This is a genomic window from Mesorhizobium sp. WSM4847 (assembly GCF_055811335.1).
The window spans coordinates 35,788-58,833 of record NZ_JBVVPY010000015.1 but is presented as its reverse complement, the minus strand read 5'-3'; the positions used below and the strand labels follow the sequence as shown (position 1 = coordinate 58,833).

At 63.7% G+C, this 23,046-nt stretch carries 23 protein-coding genes and 1 other RNA gene; 5 read left to right on the top strand and 19 right to left on the bottom strand.

What is annotated here, in order from left to right; all coding sequences use genetic code 11:
- Positions 1-6: 6 nt before the first annotated feature.
- The 3 genes from bfr to AC0L28_RS21600 all read right to left on the bottom strand — a co-directional run bounded on the left by bfr (position 7) and on the right by AC0L28_RS21600 (position 2,194).
- A complete protein-coding gene (gene bfr / locus AC0L28_RS21610; protein WP_023802097.1) occupies positions 7-492 on the bottom strand; it encodes a bacterioferritin in 486 nt (161 codons plus the stop codon).
- Complete coding sequence (locus tag AC0L28_RS21605) at positions 458-769, bottom strand: (2Fe-2S)-binding protein (protein ID WP_287258250.1); 312 nt, start codon at positions 767-769, stop codon at positions 458-460. Before AC0L28_RS21605 ends, bfr begins: the two co-directional genes overlap by 35 nt.
- Before the next feature lie 132 nt (positions 770-901).
- Positions 902-2,194, bottom strand: a complete 1,293-nt coding sequence (locus tag AC0L28_RS21600; RefSeq protein WP_287258306.1) for an imelysin family protein — start codon at positions 2,192-2,194, stop codon at positions 902-904.
- Between the two features lie 471 nt (positions 2,195-2,665).
- Here AC0L28_RS21600 and AC0L28_RS21595 point away from each other — a divergent pair, with 471 nt between their 5' ends.
- Positions 2,666-3,919, top strand: coding sequence for an NAD(P)/FAD-dependent oxidoreductase (locus AC0L28_RS21595; RefSeq protein WP_287258248.1), 1,254 nt, complete (start codon positions 2,666-2,668; stop codon positions 3,917-3,919).
- A 78-nt stretch (positions 3,920-3,997) separates the two neighbouring features.
- On the opposite strand, the gene AC0L28_RS21590 is transcribed toward AC0L28_RS21595, so the two are convergent.
- From AC0L28_RS21590 to ffs, 12 genes are all read right to left on the bottom strand, one after another.
- A complete protein-coding gene (locus tag AC0L28_RS21590; protein WP_128247975.1) occupies positions 3,998-5,275 on the bottom strand; it encodes a 4-aminobutyrate--2-oxoglutarate transaminase in 1,278 nt (425 codons plus the stop codon).
- A gap of 154 nt (positions 5,276-5,429) precedes the next feature.
- Complete coding sequence (locus tag AC0L28_RS21585) at positions 5,430-6,179, bottom strand: ABC transporter ATP-binding protein (RefSeq protein ID WP_287258246.1); 750 nt, start codon at positions 6,177-6,179, stop codon at positions 5,430-5,432.
- Positions 6,176-7,009 carry an ABC transporter ATP-binding protein gene (locus AC0L28_RS21580; protein WP_287226871.1) on the bottom strand — a complete coding sequence of 278 codons (834 nt, stop codon included), beginning with the start codon at positions 7,007-7,009 and terminating at the stop codon, positions 6,176-6,178. Before AC0L28_RS21580 ends, AC0L28_RS21585 begins: the two co-directional genes overlap by 4 nt.
- On the bottom strand, positions 7,006-7,926 hold the full coding sequence (gene nikC / locus AC0L28_RS21575; RefSeq protein ID WP_287258245.1) for a nickel transporter permease: 921 nt from the start codon (positions 7,924-7,926) through the stop codon (positions 7,006-7,008). Before nikC ends, AC0L28_RS21580 begins: the two co-directional genes overlap by 4 nt.
- On the bottom strand, positions 7,923-8,990 hold the full coding sequence (locus AC0L28_RS21570) for an ABC transporter permease (RefSeq protein WP_287258244.1): 1,068 nt from the start codon (positions 8,988-8,990) through the stop codon (positions 7,923-7,925). Before AC0L28_RS21570 ends, nikC begins: the two co-directional genes overlap by 4 nt.
- 18 nt (positions 8,991-9,008) lie before the next feature.
- Complete coding sequence (locus AC0L28_RS21565; protein WP_473480073.1) at positions 9,009-10,652, bottom strand: ABC transporter substrate-binding protein; 1,644 nt, start codon at positions 10,650-10,652, stop codon at positions 9,009-9,011.
- A gap of 318 nt (positions 10,653-10,970) precedes the next feature.
- Positions 10,971-12,242, bottom strand: a complete 1,272-nt coding sequence (locus tag AC0L28_RS21560; protein WP_287258241.1) for a lytic murein transglycosylase — start codon at positions 12,240-12,242, stop codon at positions 10,971-10,973.
- Positions 12,243-12,418: 176 nt separating this feature from the next.
- Positions 12,419-13,024, bottom strand: a complete 606-nt coding sequence (gene recR / locus AC0L28_RS21555) for a recombination mediator RecR (RefSeq protein ID WP_287258240.1) — start codon at positions 13,022-13,024, stop codon at positions 12,419-12,421.
- 307 nt (positions 13,025-13,331) lie between these two features.
- Positions 13,332-14,219: a cell wall hydrolase gene (locus tag AC0L28_RS21550; RefSeq protein ID WP_473480070.1), complete on the bottom strand. Its 888-nt coding sequence runs from the start codon at positions 14,217-14,219 to the stop codon at positions 13,332-13,334.
- A gap of 247 nt (positions 14,220-14,466) precedes the next feature.
- Complete coding sequence (locus AC0L28_RS21545; RefSeq protein ID WP_065005911.1) at positions 14,467-14,790, bottom strand: YbaB/EbfC family nucleoid-associated protein; 324 nt, start codon at positions 14,788-14,790, stop codon at positions 14,467-14,469.
- Positions 14,791-14,872: 82 nt separating this feature from the next.
- The gene (locus tag AC0L28_RS21540; RefSeq protein ID WP_473480068.1) at positions 14,873-16,687 is read right to left on the bottom strand and encodes a DNA polymerase III subunit gamma/tau; all 1,815 of its coding nucleotides are present in this window, start codon (positions 16,685-16,687) and stop codon (positions 14,873-14,875) included.
- Between the two features lie 105 nt (positions 16,688-16,792).
- Positions 16,793-16,889: signal recognition particle sRNA small type (gene ffs, locus AC0L28_RS21535), an RNA gene on the bottom strand.
- Positions 16,890-17,254: 365 nt separating this feature from the next.
- On the opposite strand from ffs, the gene AC0L28_RS21530 reads away from it, so the two are divergent.
- Genes AC0L28_RS21530 through AC0L28_RS21520 form a run of 3 tightly spaced genes read left to right on the top strand, consistent with a single transcriptional unit; the run spans position 17,255 to position 18,995 of the window.
- Positions 17,255-17,674, top strand: coding sequence for an HIT domain-containing protein (locus AC0L28_RS21530; RefSeq protein WP_023802081.1), 420 nt, complete (start codon positions 17,255-17,257; stop codon positions 17,672-17,674).
- A 34-nt stretch (positions 17,675-17,708) separates the two neighbouring features.
- Complete coding sequence (gene nudC, locus AC0L28_RS21525) at positions 17,709-18,650, top strand: NAD(+) diphosphatase (RefSeq protein ID WP_473480066.1); 942 nt, start codon at positions 17,709-17,711, stop codon at positions 18,648-18,650.
- A gap of 18 nt (positions 18,651-18,668) precedes the next feature.
- Positions 18,669-18,995: a Dabb family protein gene (locus AC0L28_RS21520; protein ID WP_287345325.1), complete on the top strand. Its 327-nt coding sequence runs from the start codon at positions 18,669-18,671 to the stop codon at positions 18,993-18,995.
- Here the strand turns inward: AC0L28_RS21520 and AC0L28_RS21515 are convergent.
- From AC0L28_RS21515 to AC0L28_RS21500, 4 genes are all read right to left on the bottom strand, one after another.
- Positions 18,959-19,609 carry a glutathione S-transferase family protein gene (locus AC0L28_RS21515; protein WP_287345369.1) on the bottom strand — a complete coding sequence of 217 codons (651 nt, stop codon included), beginning with the start codon at positions 19,607-19,609 and terminating at the stop codon, positions 18,959-18,961. The genes AC0L28_RS21520 and AC0L28_RS21515 overlap by 37 nt on opposite strands.
- 92 nt (positions 19,610-19,701) lie before the next feature.
- Positions 19,702-20,505 carry an alpha/beta hydrolase gene (locus AC0L28_RS21510; protein WP_473480064.1) on the bottom strand — a complete coding sequence of 268 codons (804 nt, stop codon included), beginning with the start codon at positions 20,503-20,505 and terminating at the stop codon, positions 19,702-19,704.
- Between the two features lie 44 nt (positions 20,506-20,549).
- Positions 20,550-21,413, bottom strand: coding sequence for a prephenate dehydratase (locus AC0L28_RS21505; RefSeq protein WP_473480063.1), 864 nt, complete (start codon positions 21,411-21,413; stop codon positions 20,550-20,552).
- Positions 21,414-21,440: 27 nt separating this feature from the next.
- On the bottom strand, positions 21,441-22,169 hold the full coding sequence (locus AC0L28_RS21500; protein WP_027151656.1) for a 3-deoxy-manno-octulosonate cytidylyltransferase: 729 nt from the start codon (positions 22,167-22,169) through the stop codon (positions 21,441-21,443).
- Positions 22,170-22,362: 193 nt separating this feature from the next.
- Between AC0L28_RS21500 and AC0L28_RS21495 the strand changes: the two genes are divergently transcribed.
- On the top strand, positions 22,363-23,037 hold the full coding sequence (locus AC0L28_RS21495) for a c-type cytochrome (RefSeq protein ID WP_287226851.1): 675 nt from the start codon (positions 22,363-22,365) through the stop codon (positions 23,035-23,037).
- Positions 23,038-23,046 lie beyond the last annotated feature (9 nt).

The window sequence follows — 23,046 nt, the reverse complement described above, 5'->3', positions numbered from 1 at the left end:
ATGTCCCTAATCCGCCTCGTCGGCCGATGCGGCGTTGAGCTGGCCGTATTTTTCCTCGCCGATCGAGGCGAGCAGGTCGAGTTGCGTCTCGAGGAAGTCGATGTGACCTTCCTCGTCGGACAACAAATCCTCGAACAGCTTCATCGTCACATAGTCACCCGCTTCGTCACAAATCTCGCGCGACCGTTTGTAGGCAGTGCGCGCGTCATACTCGCCGGCAAGATCCGATTCGAGCACTTCCTTGACATTCTGTCCGATGCGCAGCGGCGCTACCGACTGCAGGTTCGGATGGCCTTCAAGGAAGATGATGCGGGCCACGAGCCGGTCGGCATGGTGCATCTCCTCGATCGATTCCGCGCGTTCCTTCTTTGCCAGCTTGGCGTATCCCCAGTCCTCCAGCAGCCGGAAATGCACCCAGTACTGATTGACTGCTCCAAGTTCCAGAAACAGAGCTTCGTTAAGCCGCTCTATGATCTGTTGTTCGCCTTTCATGGGTTCTGCTCCCGTATAGGACGCGCAGGCCTCTGACGCGATCCAGGTGTGAAACGACATCCACGCCGCTCGCCTCCGAGCGGGTGTGGTAATTTTCGGTTACCCGAATGATCGTTTCGACCACATTTGGGAAGCAGCCGCAACAGCGACCACGCTTCTGCATGGCATGATAGATCTTCGCCGGCACGATAAGCTGCCAGGGATCCTGATCCAGCAGCCCGACGATCGTCTGCTCAATCTCCTTCTCGGTGATGATGTTGCAATGGCAGATCAGCATTATTTGCTCTGTGTGGCTGACGGCGCGTGCTCGGCGCCATGTGGCTTATTTTCTTGAGTGGAGCCTGAAGCCGAGACCGACTTCCACTTTTCGCGACGCGGACCTTCGGTTCGGGCTCCGGGCATCGACGCCTTACTGAAACACCTTGTCCGGCGCATCGAGGCTGTCCGAGCCCTCGAAGGCGATGGCATTGAGTTTCAGGGTGCCGACGGCGCGTTCGATCGACTTGGTCTGATCGACCAGCGCGTCGATCGCCGCCTGCACGGTGGCGTTGCCTTGCGTACTGCCTTCGCCGATCTGCTGGTCATAGGCCTCGCCGCCAAGCGCCCGCGCCTTGATCGCTTCCATCTTGGCGACGGTGACATCAAGCTTGTCCGACAGTTCCTTGTCGACCGCCGGATCGGCCTCCTTGACCATGTCGGATACCGACGGTCCTTCGACGACGGTGCCGTCGAGGCGGGTGTAGTTGCCCTTATAGGCGGCGCGAATGCCGACGGCATCGTAGAAATGGGAATCGTAGGTGTTGTCGGAGAAGCAGTCATGCTCCTCTTCCGGGTCGTGCAGCAGCAGGCCGAGCTTCATGCGCTCGCCGGCGAGTTCGCCGTAGGACAGCGAGCCCATGCCGGTGAGGATGGTCGAGATGCCGGCTTTCGGCTCGCCATCGACAAGGTTCTTGCGGGCTGCGCCGCCTTCCTTCCAGTCGTTGACCATGTCCTGCAGATCGGAAACCAGAAGCTCGCTCGCCGACTTCAGGTACTGCGCGCGACGATCGCAATTGCCGCCGGTGCAGTTGGCGAGGTCGTAGTCGGTATAGGGCCGTTCGCCGGCGCCCGGGCCGGTGCCGTGCAGGTCCTGGCCCCACAGCAGGAATTCGATGGCGTGATAACCGGTCGCCACATTGGCCTCAATGCCGCCGGCTTCCTGCAGCGTGCCGGAGAGGAACTCGGGAGTAAGATTGGTGGCGTCGATCTTCTTGCCGTCGATCTCGATCGACTTGTTGGCGATCACATTGGCGGTATACAGCGCATTCGCGTCCGACTCGGTGCCGTAGTTCTCGGCGACATAATCGATCAGGCCTTCGTCCAGCGGCCAGGCGTTCACCTTGCCTTCCCAGTCGTCGACGATGGCGTTGCCGAAGCGATAGACTTCGGTCTGCTGATAGGGAACGCGCGACGCTTTCCAGGCCTCGCGGGCGGCGGTGAGCGTTTCCACCGAAGGCTTGGCGAGCAGCGCGTCGACGGCCTTGCCGAGCGCCTGCGCCGTGGTCAGCGAATCCTCATATTTGGCGAGCGCAATATCGGAATAGGTCTTGATGACCGCCTTGGCATCGGTTTCCGCCTTGGCCGGCAGCACGAATATCGCCGCCGTCAAGGCCACCGTGGCGCCTATCGCTGCAAGCCTGCTGCCATATCGCGCCGTGATCATCGCTCTCATGATTGTCATCTCCCTCGGGAATTCAGTGAAAATGCCTGCGCCAAAGGCGCGTCGGCAGGCAATCGGCGCCAAGGCAGGTCCATGCCATTGAGCGAGATACAGGCCGCGGCATAGCGCGGTTTGCCGAAGAAAGACATCGAAATGCCTCCAATCGAAAGGGTTCAAGGCCCAGACATCAAAGGGATGCGCTTGACGCGCACGCTTCCATAAAGCGATGAAGGTGCCGGAAGTCAACCAATTTCAGAGAGAAAAGCCAATTGAAACAACAGTTTAGAATTATTCTAAACTGCAAGTATCAACTTTAGCCGTATTTGCCGCGCCGCCGTCGAACGAACGATTGACAGACCGCCATTCCGGGTGCGACCCGCAAGGGTGGTCTTGCGGCGGCGTCAGACAATCGCCACTTGGCGAGACGTCCTAGACTTGGATAACGCCTAGGAGAGATGAGGAATTGGGGCTGCGATGAAAAACGGTGTGGTCATTGTCGGTGCGGGTCATGCGGGCGTGCAAGCGGCCGCCAGCCTGCGCGAGGACGGCTACGACGAACCCGTGATCCTCATCAGCGATGAGGACGAACTGCCCTACCACAAGCCGCCGCTGTCGAAGACCTTCATCAAGGATCAGGAGGCCAAACCGCAGCCGCTGCGCGGCGAGGCTTTTTATACCGGCAGCGCGATCGACTACCGGCCGGGCGTCCGCATCGATCGCATCGATGCCGGGGGCCGCAGGCTGGAGCTATCGGATGGCGGCACACTGCCGTTCGACCGGCTGATCCTGGCGACCGGTTCGCGGCCGCGCATGCTGTCGCTGCCGGGTTCGGATTTTTCGGGCGTGGTGTCGCTGCGCTCGCTCGCCGACGCGCGCCTGATCCGCGAATTGAGCGCGCAGAGCGAGGATGCCGTCATCCTCGGCGGCGGCTTCATCGGGCTGGAGATCGCCGCGACGCTCACAGCGGCCGGCCGCAAGGTCATCGTGGTCGAGGCGGTCGACCGGCTGCTCGGCCGGGCGGTGGCGCCGATCATCGCGCGCCACGTGCGGCAGCGGCTGGAAGCGACCGGCGTGCGCATTCTCACCGGCACCACGATTGCACGGCTCGAAGGCGAGAACGGCCATGTCTCGGCGGCAATCACCGCATCCGGCGAGCGGCTGCCGGCGCAGATGGTCATCATCGGCATCGGCGTCGTGCCGAATGTCGAACTGGCGCAAGCCGCCGGCATCACTATCGCCAACGGCATCCGCGTCGACCAGCAGATGCGCACGTCGGTGCCCGAAATCCTCGCCATCGGCGATGCCGCCTCCTACCGGCACTGGCTCACCGGTGGCGATGTGCGGCTGGAATCGGTGCAGAATGCGACCGACCAGGCGCGTCTTGCAGCACGCACCGTTGTCGGCCATGCGGACGCCTTTGCGGCGGTGCCGTGGTTCTGGTCCGATATCGGTGACATCAAGCTGCAGATGGTCGGCCTGATTTCGGGCGGCGACAGCCATGTCGTGCTGGGCGACGTCAACGAGAACCGGTTCTCCATCTACCACTATGCTGGGAATCGTCTGCTCGGCATCGAATCGGTCAACCGGCCTGGCGACCACATGCTTGGCCGCAAGATGCTCGGCGCCGGCTTTTCGCCGACGCCGCAGACGGTTGCGACGGGACCGGACGGATTGAAGGCGGCGCTCGCCGCTTTCCAGCAGGTAGAGCCCGTCCGCGCCGCCGAATAAGGATGTGTTGATGCCGGCGAACGGCGGTTTTCTGCGCTGATCCTTCCCTTCTCCCACAACAAGGGAAGAAAGATCCGCTCAGGCGGCGCGGACCTCGCGGATCGAGCTTTCCAGGATGTCGAGCGCTTCGTTCATGACGCCGTCCTGGATGGTGATTGGCGCGAGGAAGCGGATGACGTTGCCGTAGACGCCGCAGGTGAGCAGGATCAGGCCCTTGTCGAGCGCCTTCAGCCGGACCGCATTGGCGATCTCGGCCGACGGCAGGCCCTTCTTCACATCGTTGAACTCGACAGCGTTCATGAAGCCCGGGCCTCTGATATCGACGATCTCCGGCGTGTCGTCGCGGATCGATTGCAGCCGCTGCTTCAGCCGGTTGCCCAGCGTGTTGGCGCGGTCGCAGAGCTTTTCCTCTTCGATCACGTCGAGCACGGCATGCGCCGCGGCAACGCCGATCGGGCTGCCGCCATAGGTGCCGCCGAGCCCGCCGGGGCTGGGCGCATCCATAATCTCGGCGCGGCCGGTGACCGCCGACAGCGGGAAGCCGCCGGCAAGGCTCTTGGCCATGGTGGTGATGTCGGGCGCCACCTCGTGATGATCCATGGCGAACATCTTTCCGGTGCGGGCAAAACCGGTCTGCACCTCGTCGGCGATCAACAGCATGCCGTGCTGGTCGCAGATCTTGCGCAGCGCGGTCATGAAGTCGCGCGGCGCCTCGTAAAATCCGCCCTCGCCCTGCACCGGCTCGACGATGATGGCGGCGACGCGGGCCGGATCGACATCGGCCTTGAACAGCCGGTCGAGCGCGGCGAGCGAATCGGCGACCGTGATCCCATGCAGCGCCACCGGGAACGGCGCGTGGAAAACATCGGCCGGCATGGCGCCGAAGCCGACCTTGTAGGGAACAACCTTGCCGGTCAGCGCCATGCCCATGAAGGTGCGGCCATGGAAGCCGCCGGCAAAGGCAATGACCGCCGGACGGCCGGTTGCGTTGCGGGCGATCTTGATGGCGTTCTCCACCGCTTCGGCACCGGTGGTGACGAAAATCGTCTTCTTGTCGAATTTGCCCGGCAGCAAGCCGTTCAGCCGTTCGGCCAGCCTGACATAGCTCTCATAGGGCACCACCTGGTGGCAGGTATGGGTGAAGCGGTCGAGCTGCGCCTTGACCGCCTCGATCACCTTGGGATGGCGGTGGCCGGTGTTGACGACGGCGATGCCGGACGAGAAATCGATGTAGCGACGGCCCTCGACATCCCAGATTTCCGAGTTCTCGGCGCGGTCGGCATAAATCTGCGTGGTCATGCCGACGCCGCGCGAGATCGACTGGTTCTTGCGTTCGGAGATGGCTGAGTTCTTCATGATGTTCCCTCACCGGGCCGGCGCCCGTTCTCGTTTGGTATATGCTAAGACCTGTTCTGACCTTATTTCACGTTTTCCTCAAGTTGGCACCGCCGCCAGGCGATTGGGCCTGCCGCCGCTAAGGTCGCATTCCTTCGCGGACAGCTGATTTGACTCACGCAGTCCGCACAAACCCGTCGCTCGCCCTGAGCAAATTGCGCGTATAATCCTTGCTGACGCGGCGCTCGACGAGGTCATCAGCGGTGAGATGCTCGACCGCCTCGCCGTGCTGCATCACCATCAGCCGCTCGCACATATGGGTGATGATGGCGAGGTCGTGGCTGACCATCAGGAAGGTCAGCTTGCGCCGCCGCCGGATGTCTTCCAACAGGTTGAGCACCTCCGCCTGCACGGAAGCGTCGAGCGCCGAGGTCGGCTCGTCGAGCAGCAGGATCGCCGGTTCGAGGATGAGCGCCCGCGCAATCGCCACCCGCTGGCGCTGGCCACCCGACAATTGATGCGAATAGCGGAAGCGGAAGCCGGTGCCGAGCCCGACCTCGTCGAGCGCCCGCTGGATGCGCTTCTCGCCATCGGCAAAGCCGTGGATGGCGAGCGGCTCCTGCAGCAGGCGGTCGACGGTCTGGCGCGGATGCAGCGAGCCGTAGGGGTCCTGGAAGACCATCTGCACCTCGCGATAGAAGGCCTTGTCGCGGCGCTTGCCGAGTTTTTTTCCGTTGACGGTGATGCTGCCCGAAGCGGCCGGCGCGAGGCCGGCGATCGCCCGCAGCAGCGTCGATTTGCCGGAGCCGGATTCGCCGACCAGGCCGAAGGATTCGCCGGATTGCACCTCGAGGCTGATACCCTTCAGCGCGCGAAAGCGGTCGAAGACCACCTCCAGCCTGTCGACAGAAAGTGCTGCCGTCATGCCGCCCACTCCGGCTTGCGGTCGAGCACCGGCAGCGGGTGGCGGTCGGCGCCGATCTTGGGCATGCAGTTGAGCAGGCCGCGCGTATAGGGATGCTGGGCGCGGCCGAGCTCCGACGCCTTGAGCTGCTCGACCACCTTGCCGGCATACATGACGATCACCCGGTCGCAGAAGGACGAGACCAGGCGCAGATCGTGCGAGATGAAGATCAGGCCCATGCCGCGCTCGCTGACCAGCCTGTCGAGGATGCCGAGCACGTCGAGCTGAACGGTGACGTCGAGCGCCGAGGTCGGCTCGTCGGCGATCATCATCTCCGGCCCGGCGATCAGCATCATGGCGATCATGGCGCGCTGGCCCATGCCGCCCGACACCTCGTGCGGATGCAAGTCGAAGACACGGGCGGGATCGCGGATCTGCACCGCCTCCAGCATGGCGAGCGCCCGGTCGCGGGCCTCCGCCTTGCCGACCTTCTCATGCGTGCGCAGCGTCTCGACAATCTGGCGGCCGATGCTCATCACCGGGTCGAGCGAGTATTTTGGATCCTGGAGGATCATGGCGATGCGCTTGCCGCGCAGCGCCCGGCGGTCGCGGGGCGAGGCCGCGAGCAGGTCGGTGCCGTCGAAGGCAAGTTTCCTGGCCGTGACCTCGGCCTGCGGCGGGGTCAGGCCCATGATGGCGCGGCCGGTCTGCGACTTGCCGGAACCGCTCTCGCCGACGATGCCGAGCCGTTCGCGGCCGAGCGAGAAGGAGACGCCGCGCACCGCCTCGATCCGGCCGGTGCGCGTCGGGAAGGTGACGCGCAGATCGTCAACCTCGAGAAGCGTGCTCATTGGTCACCACTGCGCGGGTCGAGCGCGTCGCGCAGGCCGTCGCCGAGCAGGTTGAAGCCGAGGCTGACGAAGAGGATGGCAAAGCCCGGTGCACCGGCCACCCACCATTGGTCGAGCACGAAGCGGCGGCCCGACGCGATCATCGCGCCCCATTCCGGCAGCGGCGGTTGCGCGCCGAGGCCGAGGAAGCCGAGACCGGCGGCGGTCAGGATGATGCCGGCCATGTCGAGCGTCACCCTGACGATCAGCGAGGAGATGCAGAGCGGCATGATGTGGCGCAGCACGATGCGGAACGGCGAGGCGCCCATCAATTGCACCGCCTTGATGTAATCCGAATTGCGCACGGTGAGCGTTTCGGCACGCGCGATACGGGCGTAGGGCGGCCATGAGGTGACGGCGATAGCGAGCACCGCATTCTCGATGCCGGGGCCGAGTGCGGCGACGAAGGCCAGCGCCAGGATCAGCTTCGGAAAGGCGAGAAAGATGTCGGTGATACGCATCAGGATCGCATCGATCCAGCCGCCGGCATAACCGGCGACGGTGCCGACCAGCAGGCCGATAGGAGCGGCGATGACTGCGACGAGAATGACGACGTAAAGCGTCCAACGCGAGCCGAAGATGACGCGCGAAAGGATGTCGCGGCCGAGGTCGTCGGTGCCGAACCAGTGCTCGGCACTTGGCGCCAGCAGCCGCGAGCCCTTGAGGTCGCCGAATGTCGGCGAATAGGGCGCCAGCACATCGGCAAAGGCGGCGACCACCAGCAAAGCGATGATGATGAGCAGGCCGAGAAACGCCAGCCGGTTGGCTGAAAAGCGCCGCCACGCGACATAGGCGCGGCCGAGCCTGGCCTGCATGCGCGACGCCGGCCGCTCGCTGAGCAGCCAGTCGCGACGGCTTTGTATCGCTTCAGCGCTCATCTCACTTTGGTCCTCGGATCAAGCACCCGGTAGAGCAGGTCGGACAGGAGATTGATGCCGATGAACACCGAGCCGATGATGATGGTGCCGCCGAGCACCGCGTTCATGTCGGCGTTCTGCAGGGAATTAGTGATGTAGAGGCCGATGCCCGGCCATGAAAAAACGGTCTCGGTCAGCACCGAGCCTTCGAGCAGGCCGGCATAGGAAAGCGCGATCACCGTGACCATCGGCACCGCGGCGTTGCGCAGCGCGTGGCCCCAGATGATGCGTGTTTCCGACAGGCCCTTGGCGCGCGCCGCGACGACATATTCCTGGGCAAGCTCGTTCAGCATGAACGATCGCGTCATCCGGCTGATGTAGGCGAGCGAGAAATAGCCAAGCAGCGAGGCCGGCAGGATGATGTGGCGGAAGGCATCGCGAAACACATCCCACTGTCGCTGCCACAGCGCATCCAGGAGATAAAAGCCGGTGATCGGGGTGAAGGTGTATTCGTAGACGATATCGAGGCGGCCGGGAAAAGCCACCCATTGCAGCCTGGCGTAGAACAGCACGAGCGCCAGCAGTCCCAGCCAGAAGATCGGCACGGAGTAGCCGACCAAGCCGATGATCCGCACGATCTGGTCGATGATGCTGCCGCGCCGGACCGCGGCCAGCACGCCGAGCGGCACACCAAGCAAAGCACCGATCAGCGTTCCCAGCGTCGCCAGCTCGATCGTCGCCGGAAAGGCGCGGCGGATGTCGGTCATCACCGGATTGGTGGTCAGCACCGAGGTGCCGAAATTGCCGTTCAGGGCATTCTTCACATAGATGTAGAACTGTTCGATCAGGGGCAGGTCGAGCCCCATCTCGCGGCGGGTGCGCTCGACGACATTGGCCGGCGCCCGGTCGCCGAGCACCGCCAGCACCGGGTCGATCGGGATCACCCGGCCGATGAAGAAGGTCACCGCGAGAAGACCGAGATAGGTGGTTATCGCGATGACCAGGAAACGGGCGATCGACGAGGCGACAGCGACAGCGCGGGCGCTGCCGCGCCCTGCCGTCGCTTCGCTTTCAACAGTACTCATGCGGCGCGTCCGCCGGCATCATTCCTTGGTGATCTGGCTGACGAAATTGGTGTCGAAGCTCGGGCCGAGCGCAAAACCCTTGAGGTTCTTGCGCAGGCCGGCCACTTCCAGCTGCTGGTGAACGATGATGAAAGGGCTGGTTTCGAGAATCTTCCTCTGCAGATCCTGATACATTGCGGCGCGTTTGGCCGGATCCTTCTCGAGCAGGGCCGATTCGGTCTGCTTGGTCAAGTCCGGAATATCCCAGGCGTTGCGCCAGGCCAGCGTCTTGGTCTTGCCTTCATCCGAATTGTCGGGGTTGCTGGCGAAAGTCTGGGCGTTGGAGTTCGGATCGAAATAATCCTGGCCCCACTGGCCGATATAGATGTCGTGATTGCGGGCGCGGTATTTGGTCAGCGTCTGCTTGCCGTCGCCGGGAATGATCTCCAGCTTGACGCCGGCTTGGCCGAGCGTCTGCTGGAACGATTCCGCCATGCCGGTCACCGGCTGGGTGTTGCGTACGTCCATGGTGACACTGAAGCCGTCGGCCAAGCCGGCCTTGGCGAGCAGTTCCTTGGCCTTGGCGAGGTCGAATTTGAACGGATTTTCGTCCAGCTCGCCAAGCACGCCTTTTGGCAGGAAGGTCTGGTGGATCTCGCCGATGCCCTTGAGGATGGTCGAGCTCAAGGCATCATAGTCGACGAGATATTTGAAGGCCTGGCGAACCTCCGGCTTGGCGAGGTTCGGGTTCTTCTGATTGAGGCTGATGTAGAAGACCGTGCCCTTCGGCGCGCTGGTGGTGGTGAGATCGGCGTTCTTGGCGATGGCGTCGAGGTCGTTCGGCTCGAGATTGCGGGCAACGTCGATGTCGCCGGCCTCCAGCGCCAGGCGCTGGCCCGAGCTTTCCTTCATGTTGCGATAGATGACGCGGGCGAGCTTGGCCTTTTCGCCGTGGTAATTGTCGTTGCGCTCCATGACGACGACCTCGTTGGCCCGCCATTCGCGCAGCTTGAAGGCGCCGGAGCCGGCATAGCCGGTCTTCAGCCAGGCGTTGCCGAAGTCGTTGTCGTATTTGTAGTCGGCGCTGGGCGTCACCGCGGCAGCATGTTCCTTGACCAGCTTGGCGTCGACGACCGACGCGACCGTTGCCGACAGGCAGTTCAGGACGAAGCTCGGCGCATAGGCCTTGTCGACGGTGAACTGGAACGTCGTATCATCGACGGCCTTGGCCTTCTCGGTGACGTTGTCGCCATTGATGCCGAACTGGCCGATGATGAAGGCCGGGCTCTTGTCGAGCTTGATGGCGCGCTCGAACGAATAGGCGACATCAGCCGCGGTGATCGGATTGCCCGAGGCAAATTTCAGGCCGGGCTTGAGCTTGAAAGTGTAGGTCAATCCGTCGTCGGAGACAGTCCAGCTTTCGGCGAGATCGCCCTTGACCTTGGAGGTGTCGCTCAAGTCGAGGCGGACAAGCAGGTCGTAGGTGTTGCCGGTGACCTCGGCGGTCGACAGCTCGAACGCCTCGCCCGGATCCATCGAGATGATGTCGTCGATGGCGAAACCCTCGACCAGCGTGTCGGCCGGCGTGACCGCAAGGGCAGGCGCACCGGCCAGAAGCAGCGCGGACATGGCTGCGCCGGCGAGCAGGAAGCGGGAGCGTAGAGCAAACTTTTCCATCATCATTTTTAACTGTTCCCTGTTTTTGTTGACCTGAGTTCCCGGCTCAGGGTTTGGCATTCACTTGACACATCGGCCCGAAAATCGGAATCGATTTTCGGCAAGAACGATGTGTAGTTCAAAGTCTTAGAGCGTCCTTTGCGCGTCCAACGGACGCGCGGCGTCTAATCGAACGGTGACCCTGAACCGGTCGTCCTGGTGATTTTTATCCAGTTCGGCCTCACCATATCCGGCGGCTTCAGGCGCGGCAACGAGCATTTGCGAAGCTGTTTGTTGGGCCAGATCAGGCAGCCACCACCGCCGGAAGCGACACCCGCAGTCGCCCTATTTCAACGCGGTGACCAGGTCGGCGTCGGGAAAACAGGTGGCGGCGCGACCGTTCCTGGTCTGCCATTTGCCGATCGACCGGCGCGTCTTGAAACCGGGCAGGCCGTCGGCGCTGCCGACGTCGTAGCCCTCGGCCTCCAGCGCCCGCTGCAAGGTGGCGATGTCGGACCTGTGGAGCCCGCCGACCGCACCCCAGCGCCCCGAAAAATTGCTGTCGCCATTGGCGATGCGGTCAGCGCCGTGGCCGATGAACAGGGCGTAGAGATCGCTGGTGTTGTATTGCTTCAGCACGTAGAAATTGGGCGTGACGATGAAGGCTGGACCGCTGCGCCCGGCCGGCATCAGAAGAAAGCCTTCGGCCTTCAATTCGCGCGCCGGGACCGGTCTTGCCGCGATGCGCTTGATGCCCAGATCAGCCCACTCGGAAATCCGCTTGCCCTGGTCCGGGCCTTCGAGCGAACAGGAGACCGCTTCCGGCACCGTCACCTCAAAACCCCAGCCGCGGCCCTTCACCCAGCCATAATGGACGAGGTAGTTGGCGATCGAGGCCAGCGTGTCCGGCACCGAGTTCCAAATGTCGACCCGACCGTCGCCATCGAAGTCGACGGCATGTTTGAGGAACGAACTCGGCATGAACTGCGGCTGGCCGAGTGCGCCGGCCCATGACGATTTCATCGCGCCGACCGGGGCCAGCCCGCGCTCGACGATCTCGAGCGCTGCCATAAGCTCGGTGCGGAAGAAGTCCCTCCTGGTCGCCATGAACGCCTTGGTCCCCAGCACTTCGAAAGCGTCGTAGGGCATCTTCGCCGCGCCAAAGCCGCTCTCGCGGCCCCAGATCGCCAGCAGCACCTCGCCCGGCACGCCGTAGCGCTTCTCGATCGCGGCGATCGTCCTGGCATTGGCCGCCTTGCGCGTGCGGCCACCAGCGGTCACGGCGCGAACCGTCTTTTCGGCGAAATAGGCGCCGGGCGAACCGAACTCCGCCTGATGCTGCTTTTTCGGCGTCGTCGCCTTTTTGCCCGGCATCACCAGGTCGGGCAGTTTGAGGTTCGGTTTGATGCCGTCGAAGGCGGCGTCGAAGGTTTTTCTGGAGATGCCATTGGCGTTGGCTTCAGGCCAGAGGTCGTTGTCGAGCCAGGCGCGGAACTGGGTGTCGATTTTTGTGGCGTAGGCGGGGGTGGAAATCAAAAGTCCGGTTAGCGCGACCAAAAAAATCGCCAGTCCGCGAAGTCCGCGTTCTGTGGCGCCCCCCTCTGTCCTGCCGGACATCTCCCCCACTTGGGGGGAGATTGGCAGCTTTGACCACGGCGCTTTTCCTCCAACGCTGGAGGTTTGCGAAAGCCGGGATGACAGCCAATCTCCCCCCAAGTGGGGGAGATGTCCGGCAGGACAGAGGGGGGCGCCACAGAACGCAATCATCTCAAGAATACCTCCCCCCAACAGCCTCAAAACGCCGTCCGCGAGCGCAGTGCCGCGGCCAGCGTGCCTTCGTCGAGATAGTCGAGTTCGCCGCCGACCGGGACGCCATGCGCCAGCCGCGTCACCTTGATATCGAAGCCGGACAATTGGTCGGTGAGATAATGCGCGGTGGTCTGGCCCTCGACGGTGGCGTTGACGGCAAGGATCACTTCCTTGACCTCGCCACCGGCGACGCGGTCAACCAGCGAGCGAATGTTGAGCTGCTCGGGGCCGATGCCGTCGAGCGGCGACAGCGAGCCGCCGAGCACGTGATAGCGGACATTCATGGCCGCCGCCCGCTCCAGCGCCCACAGGTCGGCCACGTCCTCGACGACGATGAGCGTGCCGGCGTCGCGGCGCGGATCAGTGCAGATTATGCAGGGGTCGGATGTATCGACGTTGCCGCAGGTCGAGCAGATGCGCACCTTGTCGACCGCCTCGTTCATGGCGGCGGCGAGCGGCGACAGCAACTGCTCCTTCTTCTTGATGAGGTGAAGCGCTGCCCGCCTGGCCGAACGCGGCCCAAGCCCCGGCACCTTGGCCAGGAGCTGGATCAGGCGTTCGATCTCGGGACCGGCGATTCGTTTCGACATCGCATCGGTTTAGGATTTTTCAATGGGTTTTGGAACACTCCTGCGGCGCGGCTGTTGCGAACAATCGCTGAGGTTTGCGCTGCCCCTCATTGCCCTGCCCGTCCTCCGCAGCAGCTGCGGAGGGTGGACCGGGCATTTCTCCCCGTATAGCGACGGGGAGAAAGGACGCCTTTGCAAAAGATTTCGCCAACCTGAAGCGTCGCAGGAAGGTGCCAAGGTTGCGGCCAGCCCCTTCTCCCCGTCCCTATTCGGGGAGAAGATGCCGGCAGGCAGATGAGGGGCGGCGCCGACGTCGACTATCGATAGCTCAGTAGGTTTCCATCGGCCTGCCCTGGCCGGCGATCATCGCACCGATGGCATCGGTGTTCTCGGGTGTCGATTCAAACGACATCGTCGGCTCGGCCGGCGCCGCCGAAAATGACGTAGGTGGTTGCGCACCGGCGGTGCCGCCGAAACGGGCGGCGTCCGGCTCCTGCATCGCCACAAAGGTCACCTTCTCCGGCGTTGCGTTCCCTGGAACAACCTTTGCCGGTTGCGATGCGACCGCCGTCACATAGGTTGCCTTGGTCGGCGTTAACTTGGCGGCCGGCGCCGCAGAGGCCATGAGCGTCACCGGTGCGGCGCGCGACCGCCGCGGCGTCGCCTGCGCCACGGCGACTGTGGGCTCGTCCGGCAGCGGTTTCCAGTTCCGGCCGCGCTTTTCGTAGAAGGCGTTGCCGCCGGCGACCATGGTGTAGTGCATGTTCTTGTAGGGGAAACGCAGGCCGGCGGTGTGAAAGAACATCGAGTTCTTCAGCTTGGCCTTGCGCTCGCCCCTGAGCACCGCCTCGGCGGCTTCCTCGACATCGGGCATCGCCTTCGAATTCATCGGCCGTGTCATCACGCCCGGCGCGAACTGGCCACGCTCGCCGACCACCTGGCAGATGGTGTTGCCGTGCTTGCCGGAGCGCAGCCGGTTCATCACCACCGTGCCGACAGCAATCATGCCGTCGCGGCTCGACCGGTTGGATTCGAAGAACATCGCGCGCTGGAGGCACTCCTTGTCCTTCGCCGTGTGATTGTAGGGCCGGGATCTGACGGTATCGGTCAGGCTGGCCACGGACAGACCGTGCGTGGTCTGACTGCAGGCGGCCAAAAACAGTGGAGAGGTGATGACGCCGAGTAGCAACGGCGTCTTCCATCGGGTCACGATCAAAGATATCCCCTCATTCTGTCGCCAGCCCACCCCTGGTTGCGGCAAGAATGAGACACTTTCGGGCAAAAAGATGGCTAAAGCGTTATTAAGTGAGCGGAGTTGCCTAATGGACACAGCTGGCCGTCAGGCGGGCGTTGACCGCTGCGCTCTTCGGCCATTGTAACGGCATGACCTTCGAGCGTCGCAGCCTTCGCAGCGTGGCCGGCCGGGCCAAAGCCATGGGCTCGCTCGACCGGCATACAGCACCTTAGAACGGCAGCTTCATTCCCGGCGGTATCGGCAGTCCGGCGGTCAGCGCCTGGGTCTTTTCCTGCATCATCTGCTCGACCTTGGCCCTGGCGTCATTGTGGGCGGCGAGGAGCAGATCCTCCAGAATCTCGACCTCGTCCTCCTTGAACAGCGATGGGTCGATTTTCAGCGCCTTCATCTCGAATTTGCCGGTCAGCGTCACGCTGACCAAGCCGCCGCCGGCCTGTCCGGTGGCTTCCAGCGTGGCGATCTCGTCCTGCATGGCCTGGAACTTGGCCTGCATTTCTTTCGCCTTGCCCATCAGGCCGAGAAGATCTTTCATCGCGTTGTCCTCTACGATTGACTTGTTTCTTGTTTAAGCACGATCTTCTCCGAAAACCGGCTCCCACCCTTCGGAATCATGCTCAGGTTTCGTCTTCGTCGGTGGCCGGCTCGATCGGAACCTCTGCCTCCGCCGCATCGGCTTCCGGTGCGTCGGGAATACGCACGTCGATGATCTTGGCGCCGGGAAACCGCGCCAGGATGGCGGCGACGGTCGGGTCGCTCTTGGCATCGAGGAGGGCGTTTTCGCGTTTGGTCGATTCCATCTCGGCCAGCGTCTGGCCGCCCGCCTCCTTCGACAGCGACACCAGCCAGTTGCGGCCGGTCCAGGCGCGCAATTTGGCGGTCAGATCATTGAGCAGCATCTTCGGCGCGTCATCGGTCAGGCTGACGTCGATACGGCCCGGCTCGATGCGCACCAGGCGCACGCAGCGCTTGACCAGCACCTTGAAAGCGATGTCGCGCTGGGCGTCGGCAAGGGCGACGATGTCGGCCAGCGATTTAACCGGCACTGGCGGCGCATCGGCAACCGGCTCCGGCGCCGGAACGAAAGGCGCAGGCATCGGCTCGGGTTCGACCAGCCGCATCGTCTGGGCGCCGCCATTGGCCGTCGGCATCCGCGCCTGCGCCACGGCGCTGGCGCCACCATTACCGGGATTTGCTGGGCCAGAGCTTGCGGGCGCACCATTCGAGCGTGGCGCGCCATTCGGCACCGACGCTGCGCTCTCCAGCGATTTCAGCGCCTCGTCCAGCGTCGGCAGGTCGGCGGCATGCGCCAGCCGGATCAGCACCATTTCGGCGGCGCTGACCGGCCGGTTGGAGGACTGCACCTCGGGAATGCCTTTCAACAGCATCTGCCAGGTCCGCGACAGCACCCTGACCGACAGCGCCTTGGCGAAATCGGCGCCGCGCCGTCGCTCGTCCTCTGACAGCGAGGCGTCCTCGAGGGCTGTCGGCACAAAGCGCAGCCGGGTGACGAGATGGTTGAACTCGGCCAGGTCGGTCAGCACAGCGGCCGGATCGGCGCCGGTGTCGTACTGGTTGCGGAATTCGGCCAGTGCGGCCGCCACATCGCCCTTCATCACATGTTCGAACAGGTCGACGATGCGGGCGCGGTCGGCCAGCCCGAGCATGGCGCGCACCGCTTCGGCGCTGACCGCGCCGCTGCCATGGGCGATCGCCTGGTCGAGAATGGACAGCGAATCGCGCGCCGAGCCCTCGGCCGCACGGGCGATCATCGCCAGCGCGTCGTCATCGACCGCGATGCCTTCTTTTCCGGCGATCGAGGAGAGGTGCGCGACCAACGTGCCGGCATCGATACGCCTGAGATCGAAGCGCTGGCAGCGCGACAGAACGGTGATCGGAACTTTTCTGATTTCGGTGGTGGCGAAGATGAATTTGACGTGCGGCGGCGGCTCTTCCAGCGTCTTCAGCAGGCCGTTGAAGGCCTGCGTCGAGAGCATGTGCACTTCGTCGATGATGTAGACCTTGTAGCGCGCCGACACCGGCGCGTAACGCACGCGCTCGATGATGTCCCTGATGTCGTCGATGCCGGTGTGCGAGGCGGCGTCCATCTCGATGACGTCGACATGGCGGCCTTCCATGATCGCCTGGCAATGCTCGCCCGGCACGGCAAGATCGACCGAAGGCTGGTCGACGGTCGATGTTTTGTAGTTCAGGGCCCGCGCGAGTATGCGCGCCGTCGTCGTCTTGCCGACACCGCGCACGCCGGTCAGCATCCAGGCCTGGGCGATGCGGCCGGTGGCGAAAGCGTTGGTGAGGGTGCGGACCATCGGCTCCTGGCCGATCAGTTCGGAGAAATTGGCAGGACGGTATTTGCGCGCCAGAACGCGATAGGCGGCGGCCTTTTCCGTTCCCGAATTTCCGGCTTCGCTCATTCGCCCGTAAAGCTCCAAGGGCCGCGGCTCAAGGCGGCCGATTCCTGCGCATAGTTTCGCCCGCAGGGCTTGGCGCCGTCAATGTCGCGCGAGAAAGGCGAAGAGGTGGGAGGCTGGAACAATGACCCGTTCCGGGCTCGTTAGGGCTGCTTCCTTCCGGACCTGACCCGGTTGGCGAGTGGACCGTCCACCACCAACCTCCCGCTTTCCATATCGGCAATCCGGCGATGAAATGCAAGGGCGCAGTGACAGGCGGCGAAACCAGAAAATAAAAAAACCGCCTCGGAGGCGGATCGCTGGCGCGAATAAGCACCATGTTGAAACTACTGGCATAGCGGCCGGCACAAAGCAAGAACAGATGAACGAAAGCCATGGCCGGCAGACCAGAGGGGGCGAGATGGTGACTTCATTCCAGCCCAAAGTCTTGGCAGGCCATACCCTGAGTCCTTCGCCGGACCATCATCGCCACGATAGGCCTTGATTCGCTTGCCGCCCTCTTGCGGGCTAACGGCCGCCGCTCTAGCGTCCATGGAGTAAAAAAATACTACAAAAGTGAAGGAAACGCCGATGTCGCCGGGCCTCGAGGCCGGATTCACGCTGGATGCTCGTCTGGAGGCCGACAGCGAGCAGTTGATGTGGCTCGGCCTGTGCGAGTTGCGCGTGATGAACGACCGCCGCTGGCCGTGGCTGCTTCTGGTGCCGCAGCGGCCGGGCGCGGAGGAAATCCATGATTTGACGCCGCTCGACCAGGCGATGCTGACCTTCGAGACCAATATGGTGGCGCAGGCGCTGAAAAGCGTGACCGGCTGCACCAAGATAAACAGCGGTGCACTTGGCAACATCGTCCGCCAGTTACATGTTCATGTCATCGCGCGCTCGGAAGGCGATCCCGGCTGGCCGGGCCCGGTGTGGGGGCACGGTATGCGCGAGCCCTACGAGCGCTCGGACCTCCGCCGGTTTGCGCAGAAGATAAAGGCGGCGCTATAAGCCTATCCCGTGTCCATCCTGAAGTTGAGTCTCGATGAGCTTCCGCCTGTTTGACGCGCCCTTGCGCGAGCCGAGCCAGTTCGTCGGCTTTGCCGGCAACATGATCGACCGGCAATCGGAAAACCGCGCCGACGATTCCGTCGAAAAGGCGCTCGCCGATCCTTCAGCCAGGCTTTTGCTGATGCATGGCGGGCGGCTCTACCTGAAGCTCATTGGTGGCGGCTTCGACCCCTGGTTCGGCGCCGAGGAAAGCCGGCCGCTCGAGGCGTCGCTCGACCGTGGCGTCCTGCTCGGTTTTTCCGACAGCGGCCCGGTGCTCGCCGTACCGGCCCGCATCGACCCCGAACAGCTGCCCGATACGACCAAGGCTATCGACTATCGCTCGGTCTACATGCAGGGGCTGATCGACGAGGCGGCGGCCGGCGCGATGGCGCAAGGAGCAGCGCTGCTCGCCTGGCATGCCAGCCACCGCTTCTGCAGCAAATGCGGCGCTGAAGCCGCGATGCGGGCCGGCGGCTACAAGCGGCTTTGCCCGGCCTGCGCCACCGAGCATTTTCCGCGAACCGACCCGGTGGCGATCATGCTGACGGCGACGCGTGAAAAATGCCTGCTCGGCCGCGGCCGGCATTTCGCGCCCGGCATGTATTCGGCGCTTGCCGGCTTCATCGAGCCGGGCGAGACGATCGAGGCGGCGGTGCGCCGTGAAACGCTGGAGGAAGCCGGTATCCGGCTTGGCCGCGTCGTCTATCACGCCAGCCAGCCCTGGCCGTTTCCCTATTCGCTGATGATCGGCTGCTTCGGCGAGCCGCTCAACGACGACATCCAGGCCGACCTCAACGAGTTGGAAGACTGCCGCTGGTTCTTTCGCGACGAGGTGCTGTCGATGCTGGCCCGCGAGCATCCGGTCGGCCTGGTCACGCCGCCGAAGGGGGCGATCGCCTACAACCTCATCCGCGCCTGGGCCGACAGCGTATAGCCTGCAGGGGAAGCAAAAATGATCCGTCATACAGTGGTGTTCAGGCTGAAGCACAAGGAGAACTCGGCCGAGGAGGCAAAATTTCTGGCAGACGCCAAAATACTGGCGGCGATACCGGGCGTCGAGAAATTCGAGCAGTTGCGGCAGGTCAGCCCGAAGAACGATTATCGCTTCGGCTTCTCGATGGAGTTCGCCGATCAGGCTGCCTATTCCGGCTACAACGACCATCCCGACCACGTCGCCTTCGTCCGCGACCGCTGGATCCCGGAAGTCGCGGCGTTTTTGGAGATCGACTACGCGCCGCTGAGTCAAGTTGGTGACTTGCCGGTGAAAACCGCCAGTTGAGCGGCGAAAGCACGCTTGTAGGCGGGCCGGGCTTCGCCGCGGGCGACATAGGCGGAGAGGTTCGGATATTCGTCCAGTATACCCGACCCGCTCAACCTTAGCAGCACGTGCACCATCATCAGGTCCCCGGCGCTGAACGCGCCATCGAGCCAGTCGGCATCGCCAAGACGACCGGAAAGCTCGCCCAGCCGGTCACGGATGCGATCTTCGACCATAGGCAGGCGCTGTTCGTGCCAGGTCTCGTCGCGCTCCAGGAGCACGGCGGTTTGGCGTTCAAGGATCGGCGGCTCCACGGTGTTTAGCGCGGCAAACATCCATGAGATTGCGCGCGCCCTGGCATTCGCCTCGTCTGGCAGCAGGCCCGCATGGCGCTCGGCGATATGGAACACGATCGCCCCCGACTCGAACAGCGCGAGATCGCCTTCTTCAAAGGTCGGAATCTGCCCGAAAGGATGAAGCGCGAGATGCGCGGGTTCCTTCATCGCTTTGAACGAAACGAGACGAACCTTGTAAGGCTGGCCGACTTCTTCGAGCGCCCAGCGAACACGCATGTCGCGCGCCAGTCCCCTGCCGCGATCGGGCGACCGTTCAAAGGCGGTGATGGTGGGGCTCATTGGCAGGCCTTCATCTCGTCGTCTCCCTTCTTCGATTGCGGCAAGCAAAGGACGAATGTCGCGCCGGAATTCCGACATCTGCGAATTGTTTTTCAATCGCTCATGACCGCCGCAACGGAGGCGCGTAGCGCTCCGGCGAAGTCGGGATGGTCATAGAGGTCGTTGTGGCCAGCCGCTATGGCGATGTGGCTGCGCAGGTCGCGGGCAGCCTCGCGCAGGGGCGCCGAACGCGCCGCAGGTACGATGGTGTCGTTCTCGGCGGTGATGACGGCCGTGGGCACATCGAGGTCGCGCAGAGATTCCGCTGCCTCCATGCGGTGCCGCAGCAAGAGGCGCACCGGCAGCCAGGGATAGTGGTGAGCGGCGAGTTCTCTCAGCGAATCGAAGGGGGTCACCATGACGATGCCGCGCAACGGCCGGGACGTCGCCAGATCGGCCGCAACCGCAGCGCCGATGCTAAGGCCGATCGCGAGGATGCCGGCTTTGGCATCGCTGGCCAGCTGGTCAAGGGCGCGTCGGGCGTCCTCGAACAGGGCGGCGGCCGACGGGCTGCCGCTGCTCGGCGCATAGCCGCGGTAGTGCAGCGCAGCGACCTCATGTTCGGGAAATAACTGGTGCAGCATGAGGGCAAGTGCGTCGGCGTTCCAGGCGTTGCCGGCGAACCCCAGCAGCAGCGGGCGTGGCTCGGCCGGCGCCTGCCTTGCCGGCAGGCGGACCAGAACGACGCGCTCGCCATCCTCTGTCGCCAGTTCGACATGGCGGGCCCCAGCCGGCAGATCGGGTCCGAAAGCCGCAAGGCCGGCCGGAAAGATCAGCCAGGACTGGAGCACATACACGACCGCAACAATCACCGCATACAATCCAGCGACCGCGAGCGTCAGTTTCAGAAGCCACATCGCAGCAATGTCGCCCGATGCTCGTCACCTGGCAAGGCGCTGAGCTAGTCCGCCACCTTCCACTGCTCACGCGACTGGCTGGCCGGGTAGACGCCCAGAATCCGCATTTCGCGCGAGAAGAAGGCAAGCTCGTCGAGCGCCAGTTTTACCAGCGGATCGTCGGGATGACCCTCGATATCGGCGTAGAACAGGGTCGCGGTGAATGCGCCGAGCTGGTAGCTCTCCAGCTTGGTCATGTTGATGCCGTTGGTGGCGAAGCCGCCCATCGCCTTGTAGAGCGCGGCCGGCACGTTGCGGACGCGGAAGATGAACGTCGTCATCATCCTGGCCTCGGCCGAGGGACGTTCTGCCCACTGCCTGTTCCTGGTCAGCACGACGAAGCGGGTGACGTTGCTGTCGGTGTCCTCGACATTCTGCTCGATGATGTCGAGCCCATAGAGCGTCGAGGCCAGAGCCGGCGCCAGCGCGGCCATGGTGCGGTCCTTCAGCTCGGCGACCAGCTTGGCTGCGCCCGCCGTGTCGCCGGCGACCACCGGCTTCCAGCCGTTCTTGCGGATATATTTGCGGCACTGGCCGAGCGCGTGGATGTGGCTGTGCACGGTCTTGATCTCGTCGCGCCTGACGCCCGGCAGAACCATCAGCTGGAAATGGATCGGCAGGAAATATTCGCCGACGATGTGCAGCTTCGATTCCGGCAGGAGATGATGGATGTCGGCGACGCGCCCGGCAATCGTATTTTCGATCGGGATCATGGCGAGGTCGGCCTTGCCGGTCTCGACCGCGTTGAAAGCATCCTCGAAGGTCGGACACGGCAACGGCTCCATATCAGGGAACATGTTGCGGCAGGCGGTGTCGGAATTGGCGCCCGGCTCGCCCTGGAAGGCTATTCTGTTGGTTTTCTCAGGCATGCCAAATGTCTCAGGTGTCCAGATGTCTCAGGTTGAAAGGACGGTTCTGGCGCGTTCGAGATCGTCCGGCGTGTCGACGCCGAACGGCGCCGACTGCACGATCTCGGCGTCGATGCGCATGCCGGCCTCCAGCGCCCGCAATTGCTCGAGCTTCTCGCGCCGTTCCAGCGGCGACGGCTTCAGCGCGACGAAGCGCTCGAGCGCCGAGCGGCGATAGGCATAGAGGCCGATGTGATGATAGAGCGGCCCCTCGCCCCAGGGTGCGGTGGCGCGGGTGAAATAGAGGGCCCGCAACCGTGTCTCCGACAGCGGCGAGCCGACGATCTTGACGACATTCGGATTGGTCTTTTCCTCGTCGCGGACGATCTCGATGCCAAGAGTGGCGATGTCGACCGTCGCATCCTCGAAAGGCCTCAGTGCGGCATTGATGATGTCGGGATCGATTGTCGGCAGGTCGCCCTGCACATTGACGATCGTTTCGACCTTGCGCCCGGGATCCAGCGTGGCCAGCGCCTCGAAGATGCGGTCGGAGCCCGATTCGTGGCCGACGCGCGTCATCACCGCCTCGAAACCGTGCGTCCGCACCGCGTCCGCCACGCTGTCAGTATCGGTAGCGACCACCACCCGGCCGAGCCCGGCCTCGGCGGCGCGGCGGGCGACATGGACGATCATCGGAACGCCGGCGATGTCGGCCAGCGGCTTGCCCGGCAGGCGGGTTGAGGCCATGCGGGCCGGGATGAGGATCAGCGTGGACATCGGGTGATGAAGCATCCGAAAAAGAGGAAGGGAAAAGTGGCAAAAGGTCTCACTGGAAGCGCCCTTATAGGTGTTGCAACGCCAGAGCAAAAGACCTAGTTTCCGCCCGATTTGACTGCCTCGCGGGGTGGTTCACGATTACCGACGGACGGAGTGGACGGATCGGTCCGCCGGAAAAGGGAGCCTGGGGCGTATGGACTCTTTCGAAATCAACAAGCTGATCGGCGGCCTGCTCGGAACCGTGTTCGTCGTCTTCTCGGTCGGCATCATATCCGACGCGCTGTTCGCCTCCCCAGCACCGGAAAAACCCGGCTACGCCATCGAGGCGACCGAGGAGCCTGCCGAGGGCGGCCCGGCAGCCCCCGCCGAAGCCAAGCCGATCGCCGACCTCCTGGCCAACGCCAATGTCGAGGCGGGTGCGTCCGTGTTCAAGAAGTGCCAGGCCTGCCACACCGGCGAAAAAGGTGGACCGAACAAGGTCGGCCCTGATCTCTGGGATATCGTCGACCGTCCCATCGCCGAGCATGCGGGCTTCGCCTATTCGGCCGGCATGAAAGAGTTTTCCAAGGGCGGCGCGGAAAAATGGACGTACGACCACCTCAATAACTTTCTGCTTTCGCCGAAGAAGCTGGTGAAGGGCACGGCGATGGGCTTCGCCGGCCTGCCGAAGGACGAGGACCGCGCCAACGTCATCGCCTATCTGCGCACGCTGTCGGACAATCCGAAGCCGCTGCCGACACCCGGCGCTTCGGCCGAGAATGCAGCCGCGCCCGCCGAAGGCGCGGCGCCGGCCAAGCCGGCAGAGGGTGCGGCACCGGCCGCACCAGCTCCGGCCCCTGCTGCTCCCGCACCGGCTCCAGCGCAATAACGCAATTGT

Bases quoted from the DNA above. Each gene is read 5' to 3' on its own strand.
- AC0L28_RS21600 (WP_287258306.1), bottom strand. From the start codon at position 2,194: ATGATCACGGCGCGATATGGCAGCAGGCTTGCAGCGATAGGCGCCACG.
- AC0L28_RS21585 (WP_287258246.1), bottom strand. From the start codon at position 6,179: ATGACGGCAGCACTTTCTGTCGACAGGCTGGAGGTGGTCTTCGACCGC.
- AC0L28_RS21520 (WP_287345325.1), top strand. From the start codon at position 18,669: ATGATCCGTCATACAGTGGTGTTCAGGCTGAAGCACAAGGAGAACTCG.
- bfr (WP_023802097.1), bottom strand. From the start codon at position 492: ATGAAAGGCGAACAACAGATCATAGAGCGGCTTAACGAAGCTCTGTTT.
- AC0L28_RS21495 (WP_287226851.1), top strand. From the start codon at position 22,363: ATGGACTCTTTCGAAATCAACAAGCTGATCGGCGGCCTGCTCGGAACC.
- AC0L28_RS21515 (WP_287345369.1), bottom strand. From the start codon at position 19,609: ATGAGCCCCACCATCACCGCCTTTGAACGGTCGCCCGATCGCGGCAGG.
- AC0L28_RS21510 (WP_473480064.1), bottom strand. From the start codon at position 20,505: ATGTGGCTTCTGAAACTGACGCTCGCGGTCGCTGGATTGTATGCGGTG.
- AC0L28_RS21565 (WP_473480073.1), bottom strand. From the start codon at position 10,652: ATGATGATGGAAAAGTTTGCTCTACGCTCCCGCTTCCTGCTCGCCGGC.
- nudC (WP_473480066.1), top strand. From the start codon at position 17,709: ATGAGCTTCCGCCTGTTTGACGCGCCCTTGCGCGAGCCGAGCCAGTTC.
- AC0L28_RS21500 (WP_027151656.1), bottom strand. From the start codon at position 22,169: ATGTCCACGCTGATCCTCATCCCGGCCCGCATGGCCTCAACCCGCCTG.
- AC0L28_RS21540 (WP_473480068.1), bottom strand. From the start codon at position 16,687: ATGAGCGAAGCCGGAAATTCGGGAACGGAAAAGGCCGCCGCCTATCGC.
- recR (WP_287258240.1), bottom strand. From the start codon at position 13,024: ATGTCGAAACGAATCGCCGGTCCCGAGATCGAACGCCTGATCCAGCTC.
- AC0L28_RS21545 (WP_065005911.1), bottom strand. From the start codon at position 14,790: ATGAAAGATCTTCTCGGCCTGATGGGCAAGGCGAAAGAAATGCAGGCC.
- AC0L28_RS21530 (WP_023802081.1), top strand. From the start codon at position 17,255: ATGTCGCCGGGCCTCGAGGCCGGATTCACGCTGGATGCTCGTCTGGAG.
- AC0L28_RS21595 (WP_287258248.1), top strand. From the start codon at position 2,666: ATGAAAAACGGTGTGGTCATTGTCGGTGCGGGTCATGCGGGCGTGCAA.
- AC0L28_RS21570 (WP_287258244.1), bottom strand. From the start codon at position 8,990: ATGAGTACTGTTGAAAGCGAAGCGACGGCAGGGCGCGGCAGCGCCCGC.
- AC0L28_RS21590 (WP_128247975.1), bottom strand. From the start codon at position 5,275: ATGAAGAACTCAGCCATCTCCGAACGCAAGAACCAGTCGATCTCGCGC.
- AC0L28_RS21505 (WP_473480063.1), bottom strand. From the start codon at position 21,413: ATGCCTGAGAAAACCAACAGAATAGCCTTCCAGGGCGAGCCGGGCGCC.
- nikC (WP_287258245.1), bottom strand. From the start codon at position 7,926: ATGAGCGCTGAAGCGATACAAAGCCGTCGCGACTGGCTGCTCAGCGAG.
- AC0L28_RS21560 (WP_287258241.1), bottom strand. From the start codon at position 12,242: ATGTCCGGCAGGACAGAGGGGGGCGCCACAGAACGCGGACTTCGCGGA.
- AC0L28_RS21580 (WP_287226871.1), bottom strand. From the start codon at position 7,009: ATGAGCACGCTTCTCGAGGTTGACGATCTGCGCGTCACCTTCCCGACG.
- AC0L28_RS21605 (WP_287258250.1), bottom strand. From the start codon at position 769: ATGCTGATCTGCCATTGCAACATCATCACCGAGAAGGAGATTGAGCAG.